We start from the raw sequence: 17,395 nt of genomic DNA on the forward strand, positions 1-17,395 counted from the left end.
GTTTAACAATGTATTAACCAAATGGCCTGCTAAATGCAATTGAGGCTGTAACGTGCTTAGAGGAACACACAATGAACTACTCAAAAGTTTTTATAAGTGGTGGTAATGGCTTTATTGGCCGCACGCTGGCGCGCTACTTTAAAGCGAATGGAGTCGATGTATGCGGCGTTGATTTAACGCCCTGTAAAGAATTCAATATTGTAGCAGGTAACTTGAATGAGCCTGCTGGCTGGCGTTCATTATTGAATGACTGTGATTTGGTTATTCATACTGCGGCAATTGTTTCAAATGCGTTTAGTTACAAGCAAACATGGCAGGCGAATGTAGGCTGGACGAAAAACTTACTTGATGCAGCGGTCGCAGCAAACACAGTAAGGCGTTTTATTCATATTTCGTCGACTGCCATTTATGGCAGTAATTGGCAAACAGATATTAAAGAAGACGCGCCTTTGTTACCTGATGGTCGAGCCTATAACGACTCAAAAATGATGAGTGAACATTTAGCGCTAAGCTATCACGCCAGTAAAAAACTCAATGTAACAATAATTCGTCCTGGCGATGTTTATGGCCCTGGTTCAAAGCCTTGGATAGCTTACCCATTGCAAGAAATCGCCAAAGGCACGTTTATGGTGCCACAGGGCATGTTCGGCCCTGTTTATATTGATGATTTAGTGAGAGGCATTTATCAAAGTGCCATGAGCGAGGGGGCAAATGGTGAGATTTTTAATCTATCGGGCCCAGAGCAAGTAACTAATCAAACTTATTTTAATTATTTAGCGCAAGCACAAGGGAAAAAGCACGTCACAGTTGTGAACTTGTCCTTAGTGCTAAAACTAACGGGCTTTATAGAGTGGTGTTATCACCTTTTTGGTAAAACCACCGATATCAATCCATCAACTATGCGCATGCTAAGCCGAAAAAGTGCGGCATATAGTAGTGAAAAAGCGCACCGTGTTTTTGGCTATCAACCTGAATTTACCTTACAGCAAGGTATGCAACATGCGTTGCAGTGGGCATATGAGCAAGGGCTTTGTAAAGAAGAGCTACGCACTAATACCGTAGAAGCAAATTAAAGACAACTAGTTAACTTATTGAAAGCAATTGAAAAGAGGGCACACACATGGCATTACCAGATATTATTAACCATCAAGATTTCTTACTGACAATTCATACCAATGATGAAAAGCTAATCAAAAACGCCTTACCGGGCGTGCATATCTACCCACTGATGCTGGATTCTGAAAATGGAGTATGGGTTTTGCGTGTTTTATTTGAACCAGGTACGGTTTTACCAAAACATTTTCATACTGGTGTTGTGCACTTATATACGTTAGCGGGAAGTTGGCACTACACTGAATATCCAGATGATTTACAAGTAGCGGGCAGCTATTTATTTGAGCCAGGCGGTTCGATTCATCAATTTCAAGTACCTGAAGACAACACTGAAGTGACAGATACCTTTATGGTGGTTATGGGATCTAACATCAATTTTGATCATGATGGCAACTATATGAACATTATGGATGCAGGTTGGATTGAGCAAGTGATGTTAGCAGCTGCAAAAGAGCAAGGAATTGAGCCTAACTACATTAAACCTAAGAGCTTATACGGCTTTAGTAAATAATTTAATTCCCTGAAGCAAAGCCCTTAATTGCAGTAAGCTATTGAGGGCTTTATATTTATTACGGGTTATTTGTAGTTCAATCTAAAAAACAAATCAATTTAATCTAAACAATCAATTTTATTTTAATCGCTCACACCTCTATTGTATTAATCAAGCAGACGCAAGGCTGCGTTAATTAAACTTTTTTAAATACATCAATGAGGAATACTATGAGCACTTCATTAATTAACACAAAACTACAACCATTCAATGCAACAGCTTACCACAATGGTGACTTTGTAGAACTAACAGAAAAAGACGTGCTAGGTAAGTGGTCAATCTTCTTCTTCTACCCAGCAGATTTTACTTTTGTATGTCCGACTGAGCTTGGTGATGTTGCAGACTACTACGAGCAACTACAAGAAATGGGTGTTGAAGTTTACTCAGTATCAACCGACACGCACTTCACTCACAAAGCATGGCACGATACGTCTGAGACAATTGGTAAAATCAAATTCCCAATGATTGGTGACCCAACAGGTCGTATTACACGTAACTTCGGTGTGATGATTGAAGATGAAGGTCTTGCACTTCGCGGTACATTCGTAATGAACCCTGAAGGCGAAATCAAAGTAATCGAAACTCACGACCTAGGTATCGGCCGTAGCGCGAAAGAGTTAGTACGTAAAGTACAAGCTGCACAGTACATTGCTAACCACGACGGTGAAGTATGTCCTGCATCATGGCAGCCAGGTGAAGAGACACTTGCTCCTTCATTAGACCTAGTTGGCAAAATCTAATTTGCCACGGCATTAAACAATAGCAAAGCTTTGCTTTGCTATCCCAATGCAACCTTAATTGCCCATCACAACTCACATTAAGCACATTAGCGGGTGGTGGGCAGTTATACCCAAAATTTTTCTAGATTATTTATTCTGAACTCAAGGGCTAAGCCATGTTAGATACGAATATCAAAAACCAATTAACAAGCCACTTTGCTTCTATTACCAGCCCTGTTGAGCTGCTTATCGCCTTGGATGACAGCAATAAATCAACAGAACTTAAAAACTTAGCAAACGATTTAGCATCGTTAAGCGACAAATTCTCGGTGCGAGATAACCCTAACCAAGACGTACGACGTCCGTCTATGGTGGTATCTTCACCTATTAACAACACGCAAATTACATTTGCGGGTGTGCCTATGGGCCACGAATTCACCAGCTTGATCCTTGCACTTCTTCACACAGGTGGTCATCCAAGTAAGGCATCACAGAGTGAAATTGAACAAATTAAATCATTACCTGGGCCGCTTAACTTTGAAGTGTATATTTCATTAAGTTGTCAAACCTGCCCTCAAGTAGTGCAAGCACTTAACTTAATGGCAGCACACAATAAAAACATTACGGCCACTATGATTGATGGTGCCTTGTTCCAAGACGAAGTGAATGAGCGCAATATTCTAGCGGTGCCAGCGGTGTATTTAAATGGCGAGCTGTTTAGTCAAGGTGCAGTTAATCTGACTGATATCTTAAATAAAGTAGATACCAAAGCGGCTGCACGCCAAGCCGAAGCACTAAACGACAAAGAGTTATTCGATGTACTTGTTGTTGGTGGTGGTCCGGCAGGGGCTTCTGCGGCAATTTACTCAGCACGTAAAGGCTTAAACACGGGCGTGGTTGCAGAGCGTTTTGGTGGTCAGGTTTCAGATACTTTAGCAATTGAAAACTTTATTTCAGTTAAAGCGACCGAAGGTCCTAAATTAGTTGCTCAACTTGAAGAGCATGTAAAAGAATACGACGTTGATGTTATGCAAAACCAACGTGCGGCATCACTTACTAAGCAAGGTAATTATCAAATCACGCTAGAAAATGGCGCGGTTTTAAATGCTAAGTCAGTGGTATTAGCAACCGGTGCCCGCTGGCGCGAAATGAACGTACCGGGTGAGAAAGAGTATCGCGGTCATGGCGTTGCTTACTGTCCTCACTGTGATGGTCCGTTATTTAAAGGCAAAGCGGTAGCGGTTATCGGTGGTGGTAATTCAGGTATTGAAGCTGCAATCGACCTTGCAAACATTGTTGAGCATGTCACCGTGCTTGAGTTTGCTGATACCTTACGCGCTGATGAAGTCCTTATTCGTAAAGCAAATAGCTTAAACAACATTACGATTATCAAAAATGCGCAAACGACAGAAGTTGTTGGTGATGGTAAACGAGTAACAGGCTTAAGCTATATTGACCGCATCTCTGGCGATGAAAAATCACTTGAGCTTGCAGGTATCTTTGTGCAAATCGGCTTGGTGCCAAACACTGAATGGTTAAAAGATTCTGGGTTATCACTAACTCGCTTTGGTGAAATCGAAATTGATAGCAAAGGTGCAACATCATTACCGGGTGTTTACGCGGCAGGTGATGCAACGACAACGCCGTTCAAGCAAATCATTATTGCAATGGGCAGTGGTGCGACGGCCAGTTTAGGTGCATTTGATTACTTAATTCGCCACAGCGAAGAGGTACAAAGCACTGAAGATGCAGCTTAATTAGCGACTCTTGATTAGGCAGCTCACACCCATAGCTGCCGCTTTAAAGCCGCCCTCTCCAAAGGCGGCTTTGTTTTTATTAATCCAGCTATTGATACTGTGCTGCAGTAATAAATTCCTCGAAACTTTCACACCAAATAACCACTGTATTGTAATCGCTGACATCAATACCTTGTGGAACAACTAATTTAAAGCCATTGAATGAACGTACTCCTGCAACACGTTGCATGGTGCCTTTTTGTGCTAAAAAATCAGCTTCGTTATCAACAAAATTGCGCGATAAGTAAACTTGATAGTCAGGTCCAGGTGATAAAGTACCTTGCATAGAAATAGCATCACTTGTTAGATAGACCATTCCATCACCATAATGAAGGCGATCTGAGCCTTTAAGGTCCGGCTTAAACGCGGCACTAAACTGAGCTCTATCTTGATGCTGCTTCAAAATAGCAACATCGGGCGCTGGTTGCTCCGTTAAAATAGGCAAACTGTAAACCCCAGCCATAAAACCCATGGCAAAAATAGCCAATGCCATGATGATAATTAGCACTGCTTTTAGCATGCTTACTCCTTGTTCTTTAGCGTTATGGTGTGGCGTTGATTTAAAGAGTATTGTTTTTCAACATCACCAAAATATTGCAAATAGAGCCGCTCAAGTTCACCTGATTGCTTTAGCTTTTGCATACCTTGTTCTAGCAAATCCCTAATGTGTTGATTCTCTTTGCTTAAGTAAAAGTAATAGTCGCTGGGATATCGCAGCATAATGTCTGGTGCAATGATAAAATTGAACTGTTTGAGTCTATTGAGTTCAGTGCCAATAGCCAGTACTGAGCGTGGAAAGTAATCGGCAAAACCTGTCTCTAGAGCTTTGATCATGCCAGGATAATCAAGCTCGCCATTAACGGTTAAGTCATTGTCTCTTAGCACCGTATAATCAGACCAACTTTGCTGCTGTAATGCAATTAATGGTTTTAATTGATCAAGGCTTTTTATTGCACTGAACTTTGCTTGGTCATCAGCACGAATAATAAGCAAACGCTTACCGTGCAAACCCTTGTATAAAGGAATTGTGGTGTTAACTAATGAAGTGGGTTGCTTATAAGGGAAAGACAGCCAAGCTAAGGTAATTGTTTTATTATGACTAAGTTGTTCAATAATGCGTTTATCATTCATTGGCTTGGCGTTGTTCATTAATACAGCGTCTACGCCCATTGCGGCGAAGCTTTTAATGAGAATATCGTGGATGTATTGATTTTTTACCGCGTCGGTATAGCTCGGTTTTGCAAGTTGAATAACAATTTGCTCTTGACCAAAGCTCTGTTTAATGAATAGCGCGAATACCATCAATAAAATAAATATTGTTCTATTCATTTATTTGAGTCTCTGCATTTATACTTTGAAAACATGCACCTGCTGTTGTAAACGCGAAGCCAAAGAAGCCAATTCTTGGCTGGCTTGTGCATTTTGTTGTGAACTTTCGCTAACCAGTGAAATGCTGCTACTAAACTCATTAATATTACAACTTAGCTCGTTTGCAACAGTCGTTTGCTCATCTGTTGCGGTGGATACTTGGTTGTTCATATCGGCAATAAGTGCCATTTCTTGAGTGATTTCAGTGAGTAATTGTGATGAGCGCTCAGCGTACTCAACACTTTGTTTGGCACTGTCATCTGCATTACCCATGGCGGTGACTGCTTGCTGTGCCATTGCTTGTAGTTTAGTTATCATTTCATTGATATTAGCGGTCGCTTTTTGGGTGTTATGTGCAAGCTGTCTGACTTCATCAGCCACTACTGCAAAACCACGACCTGATTCTCCCGCACGAGCTGCTTCAATCGCCGCGTTAAGAGCTAATAAATTAGTTTGTTCAGCGACTCCTTGGATCATCATCACAACTTGGTTTATATCAGTTGTTTGTGTATTTAACTCATTGATAAGTTGTGTATTTGCATTAACTATTTGCGATAAGCGGTTTATTGCATCAATGTTTTCTTGCACCGATTGCTGGCCAAGTTTAGCTGTTTTATCTGTGTGGGTGGCTTTTTCTGAGGTTGAAAGCGCATTTGCGGCCACTTGCTCAATCGCGCTACTCATTTGCGTAATTGCGGTGGCAATCATTGCTGATTGGTGCTCTTGCTCTGTGGCAGTGCTTGCTACTTGATCACTAATTGAGTTCATTTGCTCTGCTGCTGAAGATAAGGTCAATGTTGCATTAGTTACATCATTTACTAGGTCGTGTATTCGCTTCATCATCGCGTTGAAATGAGTGGCTGCTTGAGCTATTTCATCGTTACCATAAGTTTCTGCTCTGAGCCGTAGGTCAGCACTTTTAGAGATAGAACCAATAGTTTTACTTAATGATAACAGAGGGTTATGAATAGAGCGATAAATGACAAATGCAATAAATAATAAGATGATTATTAAAATACTGATGGATGCGCTCATGGCTATAGTGACTTGTTTAAAATCTTTTTCAGATGCAAGTTTAAACTTATTAGCTTCATTGATTTGAAGGTTTATCAACCCTTGATAGCTTTCGCTGAGTGGGTCAAACACATCGTAAAGATTTTTTACGAACACCTCGTTAGGCACTACTTTAAGTTGGTCACTTTTAACTTGGGTTAAAAACGCGCTGAGTTCGCTTTCTACCACAGCAAGGTTTTTTTCCACGATATTAACTAAGCGTTGCTCTTCATTGGTGAGCTTGGTGCCTAAATAGCTTTTCCATTTGTTGTCGGCAACACCCTTTGCGTTTTCAACCGCAGCAAGAAAATCATTTTTTGAAATTTGCTCAGCACGGTATTTATGAAACAAATCGACAATGCTAACGGCATAATTGTCCGATACTGTTTTTATTTGCTCAAGCGGGATGACTCTATCGTCGTAAAGACTGTCGATGCCTTTTACCATGCTCGACATTATAGACATTGTAAAAATAGAGGTGATCACAAAAACTGTAACCGGTAACAAAGCCAAGATGGCTAATCGCGTACGAACGGTGTAGTTATTTAACATGAGCATTAGAATGTTTGTAAGGACTTAGTATTAAAACTAATAGAGAATATTATTTAAGCAAGTTTTTGCAATAATTTGGGGTGTGTATTGCAAAAATTCGTTTCTATACGCGATTAGCTATTAAGCTAAATTGCTTAAAAACTGTTTTCCTGCCGTAATACCCATTTCATATCCTGCTGATAACTTAGCGTAAGACTTTGTTGTTCGACCTACAGCAAAATCAGGAGGAGGAGCGATGATGTTAACTTTACAGTCACTCGGTGGATTCATAACAAAGTCAATGCTTTGATTATAGTTTTCTGCTCGTAAGATGGATGCCTTAGCAAGCGCGGGTGTTTCTTTGTAAAGTCGTTTAACTAGCCAAGGTGCTTTCGATGGTTTTTTTCGATAGCCAATCGGCTGAGACAAAATAACTGTAATTTCCTTATTACCCATTTCGTAAGCTTTACGAATAGGAATAGAATCGGCTACACCACCATCTGTTAATTGCATACTGTTGATCTGTGGGTATTGGCGGTATGCAATTGGTAGTGCACATGAGGCTTTCAATTGCTCTTCAATAAGTTCAGCAGTTGCTTTTAAATACTCAGCGTTACCTGTTTTAATATTGGTTGCAACGATATAAAACTCACTCGCTTGTTTTTCGAAGGTGTCTAAATCAAGGCGAATATCTCGAATGGTTTCTTGCCATAGCCAGTCTAAATCAAACAGGTGACCGCCTTTTAAAAAGCGAACATAATTAATGAACTCAGGTCGACACGAGTAATCTGTGATCACCGCATGGTTACGTTTATATTGAGCACATAAATAAGCTGCGATGTTGGTGGCTCCTGCTGAAACACCATAGCATTGCTTGAAAGGTTGGTAGCTTTCTTTAATAAACGTATCAAGCACACCTGTGGCGAAAATACCGCGCATAGCGCCGCCTTCTACAACGAGTGCCTTGTTATTATTCATTACTGCTACCTTGCTTATAACCGTGATTGCTACTAACCATAACAAACACGGTTACAAAATTAAATAGAGTTTTGACTCTAAGCGAGTTAAATAGCTTCAACCCAAAGTACACCGACTTGTTTTTCGGTGACTTTTACAGTGCTCCCAGCCGCAATGGGGGAGTGGCTTTTTAGTTGCCACTGAATGCCCGAATATTGGTGTGTGGTTAAACCTTGGTCATCAACATCTGCATTTACAACAAAGGTAAGTTCAGCAAAGTCACTGTGAACAGGCTGAGTCTCTGTTTTATCTTGCATGCGTTTTAGGGGACGCCACAGCACGACCGCAAAACCAAGAGTAAACACAATATTACTCCAAAGTGCCGTGGTGTAAGTACTTGCAAGTAGCTCTATATTCATAAGTAAGCCACTGGCAAATAAAGATAAGCCTAAAAACAATAATACGTAGGTGCTCATACCCAGTACGGCAACCTCAACGATTAGCGCGATAACACCTAAAATCATTAATGCTTCGGCTAAATGGGTATCTAAAAACGCCATCGCTTCACCTAATTTTGTTGTTTCTTATTTAAAGAATTAATAATAGACATACCTTGAGCAACCAGCGAGCTTGCATCAGTGCCACTCTCAGGTAATAAAACTACTGATGATTCACGAGCTATCGCTTCTTTAGCGGCAATGGCTTTAGTCGCAAGGTCGAGTTGAATTGCTTTTTGACCTTGTTCAGTGTCAGCGGCTTCACCGACTTTACGAAGTGCATCGGCTTGTGCTTCTGCAACGGCGATAATTGCTTTTGCTTCACCTTCAGCGCGTAAGATTTGCTCTGCTTTTTCAGCCTCTGCAGCAAGGACTTGTGCTTGCTTTTTACCCTCTGCCACATTGATAGCTGACTGACGGTCGCCTTCAGATTCTAAAATTTGTGCACGCTTTACACGCTCTGCTTTCATTTGTGCTTCCATGGCTTCCATTACAGAATTAGGCGGCACAATGTCTTTAATCTCGTAACGTAAAACTTGAATACCCCATGGCTCAGAAGCCTGGTTAATAGCACTAACTATGTTGGTGTTTAACATGTCACGTTCTTCAAAGGTTTTATCTAGCTCCATTTTACCAAGCTCTGAACGCATGGTTGTTTGCGATAGCTGAGTAACGGCAAATACATAATCATCAACACCATAGGTTGCTTTATAAGGATCAAGTACTCGGAAATACAGTACGCCATCGACGATAAGTGAGATATTATCTTTAGTGATAGCTGACTGAGAAGGCACATCTTGTGCTTGCTCTTTTAAACTTCGATCTGCTGCAATACGGTCGATAAATGGCACAATAAAGTTTAAGCCCGCTTCTTTGGTTGAATGATATTTACCAAATCGCTCTATAAGCCAAGCGCGGTTTTGTGGCACGAATTTAACGCTGCTTTTTAGTAGCACTAATACAAAAATAAGAATAAAGGTTTCGACATTCAAAAGTAAGTCGAGAATTTGTGATACTGGATCCATGTACTTTCCTTAGATACGGTTAATGTTTTTACCAAATATTGAGATTATCACTACAGGATAAGTGCTGCCATCATTTTGCAATATAAAAAATACAGTTAATAGATCCCATTTTTTAAAAAGAAGTATGTAAAGCTTTGGTAAATGAACGTTTTTTCATTACAGCAAAATGCCGGTGTTGGCCTGGAGTCACAAACGGGTAAAAGCAAAACATGGCACTATGAAAAACTCTGTCATCTGGGCCTATAACTAGATAAAAATTAGCGAGTAACACCACCTTATTGCATTAATGAGGTGGTGTTTATGGTTTATGCTATTCATTACACATCTCTAGCTAAGCTCTTTTTGCTAATAGGCTAGCAATCAATCCGTTTGTTAAGAGAGTGTTTTATTAGATACATGCTTTGATCAGCTTGAGCAACGACTTCTTCAGCACTTTTGGTATTACCATAAAACATGGTAACCCCAACACTAGCCGAACCATAATACGTAACATGAGGGTGTCTAAATTCGACCTCTATTGCTGATTGGATCTTATGGGCAACTCTACGCGCATTATCTTTTGCATGTTGCTCTTCACGTCCAAGTCCTTCTAAAAGAATAACAAATTCATCTCCTCCTAGACGCGCTATACAGTCGTTATCACGCATAGTGGTTTTCATTCGCTTTGAAATTTCTATTAAGTAGTCGTCGCCAACATTATGGCCATACATATCATTTAGCTTTTTAAACTTATTGAGGTCGATAAAGATAACAGCGCCGTAAGTTTGCTTGCTTTTACTCAATTGTAGCGCGAGAGCAAGGCGAAGGAAGAAATAACGTCGGTTTAATAAATCGGTTAATGGGTCTGTGGAGGCATCGTATAGGAGTTGTTGTTCAAGTTCTTTTCGTTCGGTTATATCGGTTGAAATTCCCAGTATGCCAATGACTTTATTAGGATCCGAATCGGAAAAGATGGGGGATTTTACCTCCCAGAAAATACTTTTCTCTCCTTTTGATAAAGTAAGTTCAATTTCTTCACGAGTGCGCTCTCCACTAAGAACACGCGCATCGATGTTTAATAGTTTTTCTGCAGTACTTTGCGGAAATAGATCCATATCGGTTTTAAAAAGCAGCTCTGATTCATTACATGCTAATAGGTTTAACGTTAATTTGTTTGCATAAACATATCGTGAGTAATCATCTTTGATGTACACATACGCAGGTAAGTTGTCGAGCGCTAGCTTTAACTCGGCGGTATGAATTGGTAATTGAGTATCGTTATATTTGGCCACACTATGTCCCTATAAAAACAGCCATACAGAGATATTGACCCAAAAAAAGCCGATGTACAAGAACGATTACAAATGTAAAAAGCGCCAAGTAAGTCCTTGGCATGCTTTAGTTTTAAGGTTGTTTTTTTTGGTCAGAAATAGGTGTGATTGTTATGGCTTGTCTTTAATAAGTTGTAGCGCTTGTCTGTTATTTTGTAACTTGAATAGAGCACAAAAAGCATACCCCGTTACGAACATAAATAAGCTGTAAGTTGCCCCTGGAATAGCAATTGTAGGGTTATTCATTAAAGTGCTGGCAATTAAAATCGCCAGTGTGCCATTTTGCAAGCCAACCTCTACGGCAATACTCATTTGTTGTTTGTTTGATAACCCCGACATTTTAGCAATTAAGAGTCCAAGTAATAAGGTACTCACGTTTAGTGTGAATGTTGCGATACCGCTACTGGCGAAGAAGCCAATCATTTGCTCTGAATTTTTATGAATTATTGCAATGACAATAACGATTAAAAAAATACTAGAAAAACTGCGAGTAAGAGGCTCAAGTTTTTTACTTATGTGTGAGCGATAATGATTAAACAGCATTCCCAAACTCACTGGTAGTAGGGTGATGACTAACATTTGCACAATTGTTTTTACGATAGGTAACTGGAATTCGTGTCCTGGAACGCTAAACATTTCCATTGCAAAATGCATAATTATTGGCAGCGTAAATGGCGATATAAAGGTTGCTATTGTTGTTAAACTAATTGAAAGGGCAACATCACCCTTAAATAAGTATGTGTATAAATTAGAGGTCACTCCTCCTGGACAACAGGCTACTAAAATCAAGCCTATCGCCAGCTCTGCTGGTAAGTTAAAACTTACAGCTAGTAGAAACGCCACACAAGGCAGTAATAACAGTTGGCAGCTTAGACCGATACTGAGCGCTTTGGGGCTGATAAACAAAGCCCCAAAGTCTTTCTTTTTAAGCCCTAAGCCCATGCCAAACATGATGATAAATAGTGCTAAAGGCAGCACTACTTTAGTCATGATATCTACTTGCATAGGAAATCCTTATTGATCATATCCGGGGCTCTTATTGTCCAATAAACGCAGTAACGCAGGCCATGCGATTGCACCACCTAGCCCTTTAGTTGCTATTTCTGTTTGTCCTTTAATCCCATCAATGATAGCGCTTGGCACTTGCACGAGTTGCTCGGTGTTTTGTGACGTACGGGTTTGCACAGCACACGCTGCTTCAAATACGTACATAAATAAAAATGCATCAGCAACAGTTTTACCTACTGTTAATAGGCCATGATTGCGCAGCATTAAAAAGTTGTTACTACCTAAATCATTAACTAATCGGTCTTGCTCAGCGGGGTTTAGCGCAATGCCTTCATAGTCGTGATAACTTAACCCTGAATGCACCACAACAGCCTGTTGTGAAATTGGCAGTAAACCATCTTTATTAGCCGACACAGCTGTGCCATTTAGTGAATGAGTATGAATAACGCAATGGGCATCATTGCGCGCCATATGAATGCAACTGTGAATATTAAATCCCGCAGGGTTGACCGGGTATTCACTGTCGTGCAGCTTATTACATTGTTGGTCTACCTTGATAAGACTAGATGCAGTGATTTCGTGAAACATCATGCCGTAAGGATTGATCAAAAATTCGTTTTCAGTGTCTGGTACACGCATAGAAATATGGGTAAAAATCAAATCATCCCAGCCATACAATGCAACCAATCGATATGCGGCAGCAAGCTCAACACGGGCTTGCCATTCTTGCTCTGATACTGTGTTTTTTATGGTCATGATAGCTTCCTAAAATGGCACTTTACGAATAATAATGTCTTTAAACATCACCCAATCGCCTATGAAGCTATAAAATGGGTGCGTAAAGGTCGCTGGGCGATTTTTCTCAAAAAAGAAATGCCCCACCCAAGCAAAGCCATAACCCACAAGTGGGCATAAAATTAGCCAGCTATATTGCTGTTGATAAATAGCGGCAAACAAAATTGCCAAAACTAACCAACTGCCAAAGAAATGTAAGCGACGACAGACTTTATTTTTGTGTTCTTGTAAGTAGTAGGGGTAAAACTCTTTAAAGCTCGCGAACTCGCGTTTACTTGCTACAGTGCCCATATTGTTGTCTCCTTTGTTAATTACAGGTAAACAATAGGCTTTTATTTATTATTTTACTTGATAATATGGGTCATTAAATTGTTTTTGTAGGACAAGTATGCGCACCCTATCAAGCTGGTGGCTTAGGGCTATGGCTGAGTCATTTAAGTGGCAAGGTTTGCCGATTAATGAGTTATTTGCACAAGCTAATATTCCCTTAGCCGATTTGAGCAGTCAAACAGCACGGTATCCACAGGCTAATGTCAGTACACTTTGGAAACAAGCACAAGCTTTATTGCCCGATACGCACTTGGGGTTGTATGTAGGCAGTAATATGAATGTACGTGCTATTCCTGTCGTTGGTATGGCCATCATTCAAGCAACACATTTGCTGAGTGCATTTCGACTGATTTTACGCTATCAAAAACTGATGGGAGATACCCATAATGTGTCGTTAATTGATCATGGTAACGAGTATGAGTTGCGATTTAACTTTAACGATGGTGAACGCGATATGTCCTTACTTAGCTATGAAGCGCCAATGGCATTTTGTTTAAAAATAGCGCGAACAGTAAAGGGAAAGGACTGGTGTCCAAGTCGAGTTTATTTACAACGTAAAGAGCCTAATGCCGAAATTAATGAACATTTTAACTGCCCAATTGAATATGGCGCTAAAACCCATAGCTTATTTTTTAGTGAATTAGTAGAAAGCCAGTCAGTTGTGTCAGGTCAAATTAAAATCACAACACAAACCAAAGTCACAGATATTTTGCGCATTTTACTGGAAGAGCATTTAACCCAAGGACAAGTTAGTTGCAGTGTAATGGCGCACGCACTAAATGTGAGCGAGAAAACGCTGCAAAGGCGCCTTGCAAAAGAAGGCACGACTTTTAGTCAAGAATTAACCAAACTTCGACAACAAAAAAGTACTTCGCTTATAAGCGAAACAGACTTATCACTAACAGAAATTGCTTTTTTGTGTGGCTATTCTGAGGTTAGTGCATTTCATCATGCATTTAATCGCTGGTACGGCATGTCACCTAAAGCATATAAACAAAAAATAACAATAATCACCGAACCTTAGAGTCAAAGTATTTACGACAATCAGCGTTAATTTAGTGAGACTTTTAGAGTAGGAGAGAAGCAGCGTGGAATCTGTTAATGGTGTGCTTGAGTTTGATAGTCATTTAACTTAAAACAATAATAAAAGCTTAAATTGCAATTGCTTAACATTGACTTGTTATCTAAAATTGCAAATAAGACGCAAGGATGGCCTCTAACCTAAAAATCCACCATTAAAGTATGAGGTTTGCCACATGCGAAATCTATCGCTGCGGACTATTTTTATTAGTTTTGTATTAATTGCACTATTTGTTGTCACTGTGGTTAGTGCTTTAATCAACACCAGCCAATTTTCAGGGCTTTATTATCAACAAACTGAACAACAGCTTCTGCCAGATGCTGTGGGTAAAGTTGCTGCTGAAATTGATGCACAAATGCGATACCCCATCTCTGTTTCAAAATCATTGGCAGGAAACCAAATTCTGCATACGTGGATGACCGAAGGTGAGAAAAACTCGCCTATCCATCAACGCGTAATGGCTTACTTTGCTGATTTACAAAAAAAGAGTGGGGCATCATCGGTGTTTTGGGTGAGTAAAAACTCGATGAGTTATTACACACAAGATGGCTTTTTTAAATCAATCTCACAAAGTGAGCCAAGAGACAGTTGGTTTTTTGATTTCATCCGCTCAGATAAACGCCAAGCGCTCGCATTAGATGTCAGTGAACAAGGTGGACACCTGACTCTATATGTAAATACTTTGGTTGAAATAGCAGGGCAACGTCTTGGTGTTGCTGGGCTTGGATATGATATTTCAGATATTTCTAGTATTGTCACGTCGCGCAAAATAGGCGAGCAAGGTTACTTATTTTTAATTGACGATAGTAAGCGCATTATTGCCCATGCAAATGATGCCTACATTGGCAAACCAGTTTCAGAGGTAAGTTCATTGAGCACATTGCAGCAGCTAATGAAAAACCAACATGATGGTTTTATATTATCGCAAGTAGAACTAAGTGGTGAAGATGTTTACGCTGGGGTTATGCCAATTGAGGGGACAGGTTTGACCTTAGTTGCGATACAGCCAAAGCAAGAGATTTCCAGTGCAATTAATAAGGTTGTTTGGATATCTATTGTTGTTAGCGTTGTGCTTGCTGTTATCTTTTTGGTACTGACTCTGTATTTTGCGAATTGGTTAAGTAAGAAAATACGCGGTGTGGGAGACGAACTGCTCGGTATGGCCGGCCACGGTGGTGACTTAACAAAGCGTTTGGACGATAGCGTTGATAACGAATTGGGTCATCTTGCTAAGGGATTTAACGCAATTATAGGCAAAGTCGCTGAGCTCGTTGATGAAATCAGTGTTACAGAGCAAGCCATGCGTGAAGGCATTGATGAGCTAGCAAGTTTTGCAAACAAGACATTTACCGCAACTGATGACCAACGAGCACAGACCGATCAAGTTGCGACAGCTATCACAGAAATGGGACAAACGATCAATGAAGTGTCTGATATCGCCCATCGTACTGCTAACGACACCGAAGAGGCCGTAAAAGAAACCGTTGCAACGAATCAAAGCATGGCTGCGACCGCTCAAACTATGAATGAACTTAACGACATTCTGCTCACGGTTGATAAGAGTATCGGCGAATTTGCCAATCAGGCTGCAGAAATTAACTCAGTTGTTGAAGTGATCAATGCTATTTCGGAACAAACTAATCTGTTGGCGCTCAATGCTGCTATAGAAGCCGCCAGAGCAGGTGAACAAGGGCGTGGTTTTGCTGTTGTTGCAGATGAAGTGCGTTCACTTGCACAACGTACGCAAAAGTCGACATCAGAAATAAGAGAGCAGGTATCACGTTTACAAAGTTCTTCATTGCAATCACAAGAAGCGATAGCTGAAGGTACTCAAAGTAGTCAAAAGGTGACTGAGCTGACACATATTGCAGTATCTGCGTTGCAATCTATCCAGCAAAAGTTTGAAGTTATTAGTCAAGGTAATCATCAAGTTGCTGCTGCGACTGAGGAGCAGGGCACAGTCGTTGAACATATCAATCAGTCGGCACATGATATTTCAGACAGTGCAACACAAATTCATGATAACGCAGAGCAACAACAACGTGGCACGCAAAGCTTATTATCGCGTGCACAGCACCTTAAAGATTTAGTGAGCCAATTTAAGGTGTGATTTGTCATTGTCATAAGCGTTAACTATTTCGTTGTTAACGCTTTACTTTCTTCTGTAGGTTGAACTCTTTTTAACTTATGAATCGCGCAAATAACTTTCAAAAAGGGCTAAGTACCTAAGTTTTTAGTGCGTTTAAGTGCTTCTCGTATTACAATTGCTACTTTATATCATTTCTTTATACAGCGAATAGGTTTTTCACTTCTTCATGACAGATATTACTACGCACCAAGCATCTAGACGCCGCTTGTTAATTGCCTTAGCAATAACATGCTCGTTTATGGTTATTCAAATCATCGGTGCCTACTTTTCAAATTCGCTTGCTGTACTTGCCGATGCTGGGCATTTATTTGTTCATAACAGCTCTTTATTTATTGCTTTGATCGCTTCAAGCATGGCGATTCATTTTGCAAAAAATTATAACGATGGTTACCAGCGTGCTGAACTGACAGGGGGCCTAATCAATGGCATTTTGTATCTGAGCATTAGTGTGATCATCTTATTTGAAGGGGGAGAGCGGTTTTTACACCATTCTGATGGACATGATTTACAGATTAATAGCTATTTAATGTCTGTGATTTCAGCGATTGGCTTCTTATTTCATGGTGCTGCTGCGTGGGTTCTGTACAAAGGGCGTAAAGCCAGTATTAATGTGTATGCGGTATTTCTGCACTCATTTTTTGACTTAATCTCTACAGTTTCTACTTTCTTTGCAGGTATTTTAATTCATTTAACTGGCTGGCCTGAAATCGATATCATCTCAAGTATGTTGATCGCTTCCTTTGTTTTGTTCACGGGAGTAAAAGTAATTACCCGCTGTATCAAAGGACTTATGGAAAACAAAAGTAAACTTCCAGATGTATCAGAGATAGAGCAAAGTATTGCCTCAGTTGAGCATGTACAAAATGTTCATAATGTTACAGTGGTTCGCCATGACAAAGACATCGTGGTTGGTGCGCACGTGGTCTTAAAGCGCCATTGTACTGTTGAAAAGCATGATGAGGCGTGTCGCTTAAAAATTGAGACGCTACTACGTGTGCGCTTTAATATCGAAAAAAGTGTTTTGCAGGTAGAAAGTCATGAATGTCACCATGTTAATTAAATTGGTAAAATGTTAATTTTTCTTTTAAGTTAAAGGTAGAACATATTAGTGGA

17 protein-coding genes are annotated in these 17,395 nt (G+C 40.2%); 7 read left to right on the forward strand and 10 right to left on the reverse strand.

Features of this window, described 5'->3' with window-relative positions; genetic code table 11:
- Nucleotides 1–71 precede the first annotated feature (71 nt).
- The 4 genes from E5N72_RS20405 to ahpF all read left to right on the forward strand — a co-directional run bounded on the left by E5N72_RS20405 (nucleotide 72) and on the right by ahpF (nucleotide 4,139).
- The gene (locus E5N72_RS20405; protein ID WP_135926908.1) at nucleotides 72–1,073 is read left to right on the forward strand and encodes an NAD(P)-dependent oxidoreductase; all 1,002 of its coding nucleotides are present in this window, start codon (nucleotides 72–74) and stop codon (nucleotides 1,071–1,073) included.
- A gap of 47 nt (nucleotides 1,074–1,120) precedes the next feature.
- The gene (locus E5N72_RS20410; RefSeq protein ID WP_135926909.1) at nucleotides 1,121–1,624 is read left to right on the forward strand and encodes a 2,4'-dihydroxyacetophenone dioxygenase family protein; all 504 of its coding nucleotides are present in this window, start codon (nucleotides 1,121–1,123) and stop codon (nucleotides 1,622–1,624) included.
- A gap of 209 nt (nucleotides 1,625–1,833) precedes the next feature.
- On the forward strand, nucleotides 1,834–2,403 hold the full coding sequence (gene ahpC, locus E5N72_RS20415) for an alkyl hydroperoxide reductase subunit C (RefSeq protein WP_135926910.1): 570 nt from the start codon (nucleotides 1,834–1,836) through the stop codon (nucleotides 2,401–2,403).
- Between the two features lie 155 nt (nucleotides 2,404–2,558).
- Complete coding sequence (gene ahpF, locus E5N72_RS20420) at nucleotides 2,559–4,139, forward strand: alkyl hydroperoxide reductase subunit F (RefSeq protein ID WP_135926911.1); 1,581 nt, start codon at nucleotides 2,559–2,561, stop codon at nucleotides 4,137–4,139.
- An 88-nt stretch (nucleotides 4,140–4,227) separates the two neighbouring features.
- Here the strand turns inward: ahpF and E5N72_RS20425 are convergent, their stop codons facing one another.
- From E5N72_RS20425 to E5N72_RS20470, 10 genes are all read right to left on the reverse strand, one after another.
- Nucleotides 4,228–4,698 carry a DM13 domain-containing protein gene (locus tag E5N72_RS20425; RefSeq protein WP_135926912.1) on the reverse strand — a complete coding sequence of 157 codons (471 nt, stop codon included), beginning with the start codon at nucleotides 4,696–4,698 and terminating at the stop codon, nucleotides 4,228–4,230.
- Between the two features lie 2 nt (nucleotides 4,699–4,700).
- Complete coding sequence (locus E5N72_RS20430) at nucleotides 4,701–5,507, reverse strand: transporter substrate-binding domain-containing protein (RefSeq protein ID WP_135926913.1); 807 nt, start codon at nucleotides 5,505–5,507, stop codon at nucleotides 4,701–4,703.
- Nucleotides 5,508–5,525: 18 nt separating this feature from the next.
- Entirely contained in the window at nucleotides 5,526–7,157 is a 1,632-nt protein-coding gene (locus E5N72_RS20435) for a methyl-accepting chemotaxis protein (RefSeq protein WP_240704573.1), read from the reverse strand.
- Between the two features lie 114 nt (nucleotides 7,158–7,271).
- Nucleotides 7,272–8,108 carry a patatin family protein gene (locus E5N72_RS20440; protein ID WP_135926914.1) on the reverse strand — a complete coding sequence of 279 codons (837 nt, stop codon included), beginning with the start codon at nucleotides 8,106–8,108 and terminating at the stop codon, nucleotides 7,272–7,274.
- Nucleotides 8,109–8,194: 86 nt separating this feature from the next.
- Nucleotides 8,195–8,647, reverse strand: a complete 453-nt coding sequence (locus E5N72_RS20445; protein ID WP_135926915.1) for an NfeD family protein — start codon at nucleotides 8,645–8,647, stop codon at nucleotides 8,195–8,197.
- An 8-nt stretch (nucleotides 8,648–8,655) separates the two neighbouring features.
- Nucleotides 8,656–9,609, reverse strand: a complete 954-nt coding sequence (locus E5N72_RS20450; RefSeq protein ID WP_135926916.1) for an SPFH domain-containing protein — start codon at nucleotides 9,607–9,609, stop codon at nucleotides 8,656–8,658.
- Between the two features lie 353 nt (nucleotides 9,610–9,962).
- Nucleotides 9,963–10,880, reverse strand: coding sequence for a GGDEF domain-containing protein (locus E5N72_RS20455; RefSeq protein ID WP_135926917.1), 918 nt, complete (start codon nucleotides 10,878–10,880; stop codon nucleotides 9,963–9,965).
- A 150-nt stretch (nucleotides 10,881–11,030) separates the two neighbouring features.
- On the reverse strand, nucleotides 11,031–11,924 hold the full coding sequence (locus E5N72_RS20460; protein WP_135926918.1) for a bile acid:sodium symporter family protein: 894 nt from the start codon (nucleotides 11,922–11,924) through the stop codon (nucleotides 11,031–11,033).
- Nucleotides 11,925–11,933: 9 nt separating this feature from the next.
- Entirely contained in the window at nucleotides 11,934–12,683 is a 750-nt protein-coding gene (locus E5N72_RS20465) for a class II aldolase/adducin family protein (protein ID WP_135926919.1), read from the reverse strand.
- A 9-nt stretch (nucleotides 12,684–12,692) separates the two neighbouring features.
- Nucleotides 12,693–13,013 (reverse strand): Mpo1-like protein, encoded by a 321-nt coding sequence (locus tag E5N72_RS20470; RefSeq protein ID WP_135926920.1) that lies wholly within the window; start codon nucleotides 13,011–13,013, stop codon nucleotides 12,693–12,695.
- A 97-nt stretch (nucleotides 13,014–13,110) separates the two neighbouring features.
- On the opposite strand from E5N72_RS20470, the gene E5N72_RS20475 reads away from it, so the two are divergent.
- From E5N72_RS20475 to E5N72_RS20485, 3 genes are all read left to right on the forward strand, one after another.
- A complete protein-coding gene (locus E5N72_RS20475; RefSeq protein ID WP_135926921.1) occupies nucleotides 13,111–14,076 on the forward strand; it encodes an AraC family transcriptional regulator in 966 nt (321 codons plus the stop codon).
- Nucleotides 14,077–14,308: 232 nt separating this feature from the next.
- On the forward strand, nucleotides 14,309–16,243 hold the full coding sequence (locus tag E5N72_RS20480) for a methyl-accepting chemotaxis protein (protein ID WP_135926922.1): 1,935 nt from the start codon (nucleotides 14,309–14,311) through the stop codon (nucleotides 16,241–16,243).
- Nucleotides 16,244–16,448: 205 nt separating this feature from the next.
- Nucleotides 16,449–17,342, forward strand: coding sequence for a cation diffusion facilitator family transporter (locus E5N72_RS20485; RefSeq protein ID WP_135926923.1), 894 nt, complete (start codon nucleotides 16,449–16,451; stop codon nucleotides 17,340–17,342).
- Nucleotides 17,343–17,395 lie beyond the last annotated feature (53 nt).

The organism is Pseudoalteromonas sp. MEBiC 03607 (assembly GCF_004792295.1).
GTDB classification, from domain to species: domain Bacteria; phylum Pseudomonadota; class Gammaproteobacteria; order Enterobacterales; family Alteromonadaceae; genus Pseudoalteromonas; species Pseudoalteromonas lipolytica_C.

Bases quoted from the DNA above. Each gene is read 5' to 3' on its own strand.
- E5N72_RS20435 (WP_240704573.1), bottom strand. From the start codon at position 7,157: ATGCTCATGTTAAATAACTACACCGTTCGTACGCGATTAGCCATCTTG.
- E5N72_RS20410 (WP_135926909.1), top strand. From the start codon at position 1,121: ATGGCATTACCAGATATTATTAACCATCAAGATTTCTTACTGACAATT.
- E5N72_RS20445 (WP_135926915.1), bottom strand. From the start codon at position 8,647: ATGGCGTTTTTAGATACCCATTTAGCCGAAGCATTAATGATTTTAGGT.
- E5N72_RS20425 (WP_135926912.1), bottom strand. From the start codon at position 4,698: ATGCTAAAAGCAGTGCTAATTATCATCATGGCATTGGCTATTTTTGCC.
- E5N72_RS20460 (WP_135926918.1), bottom strand. From the start codon at position 11,924: ATGCAAGTAGATATCATGACTAAAGTAGTGCTGCCTTTAGCACTATTT.
- E5N72_RS20470 (WP_135926920.1), bottom strand. From the start codon at position 13,013: ATGGGCACTGTAGCAAGTAAACGCGAGTTCGCGAGCTTTAAAGAGTTT.
- E5N72_RS20465 (WP_135926919.1), bottom strand. From the start codon at position 12,683: ATGACCATAAAAAACACAGTATCAGAGCAAGAATGGCAAGCCCGTGTT.
- E5N72_RS20430 (WP_135926913.1), bottom strand. From the start codon at position 5,507: ATGAATAGAACAATATTTATTTTATTGATGGTATTCGCGCTATTCATT.
- ahpF (WP_135926911.1), top strand. From the start codon at position 2,559: ATGTTAGATACGAATATCAAAAACCAATTAACAAGCCACTTTGCTTCT.
- E5N72_RS20405 (WP_135926908.1), top strand. From the start codon at position 72: ATGAACTACTCAAAAGTTTTTATAAGTGGTGGTAATGGCTTTATTGGC.
- E5N72_RS20440 (WP_135926914.1), bottom strand. From the start codon at position 8,108: ATGAATAATAACAAGGCACTCGTTGTAGAAGGCGGCGCTATGCGCGGT.
- E5N72_RS20480 (WP_135926922.1), top strand. From the start codon at position 14,309: ATGCGAAATCTATCGCTGCGGACTATTTTTATTAGTTTTGTATTAATT.
- E5N72_RS20475 (WP_135926921.1), top strand. From the start codon at position 13,111: ATGCGCACCCTATCAAGCTGGTGGCTTAGGGCTATGGCTGAGTCATTT.
- E5N72_RS20485 (WP_135926923.1), top strand. From the start codon at position 16,449: ATGACAGATATTACTACGCACCAAGCATCTAGACGCCGCTTGTTAATT.
- ahpC (WP_135926910.1), top strand. From the start codon at position 1,834: ATGAGCACTTCATTAATTAACACAAAACTACAACCATTCAATGCAACA.
- E5N72_RS20450 (WP_135926916.1), bottom strand. From the start codon at position 9,609: ATGGATCCAGTATCACAAATTCTCGACTTACTTTTGAATGTCGAAACC.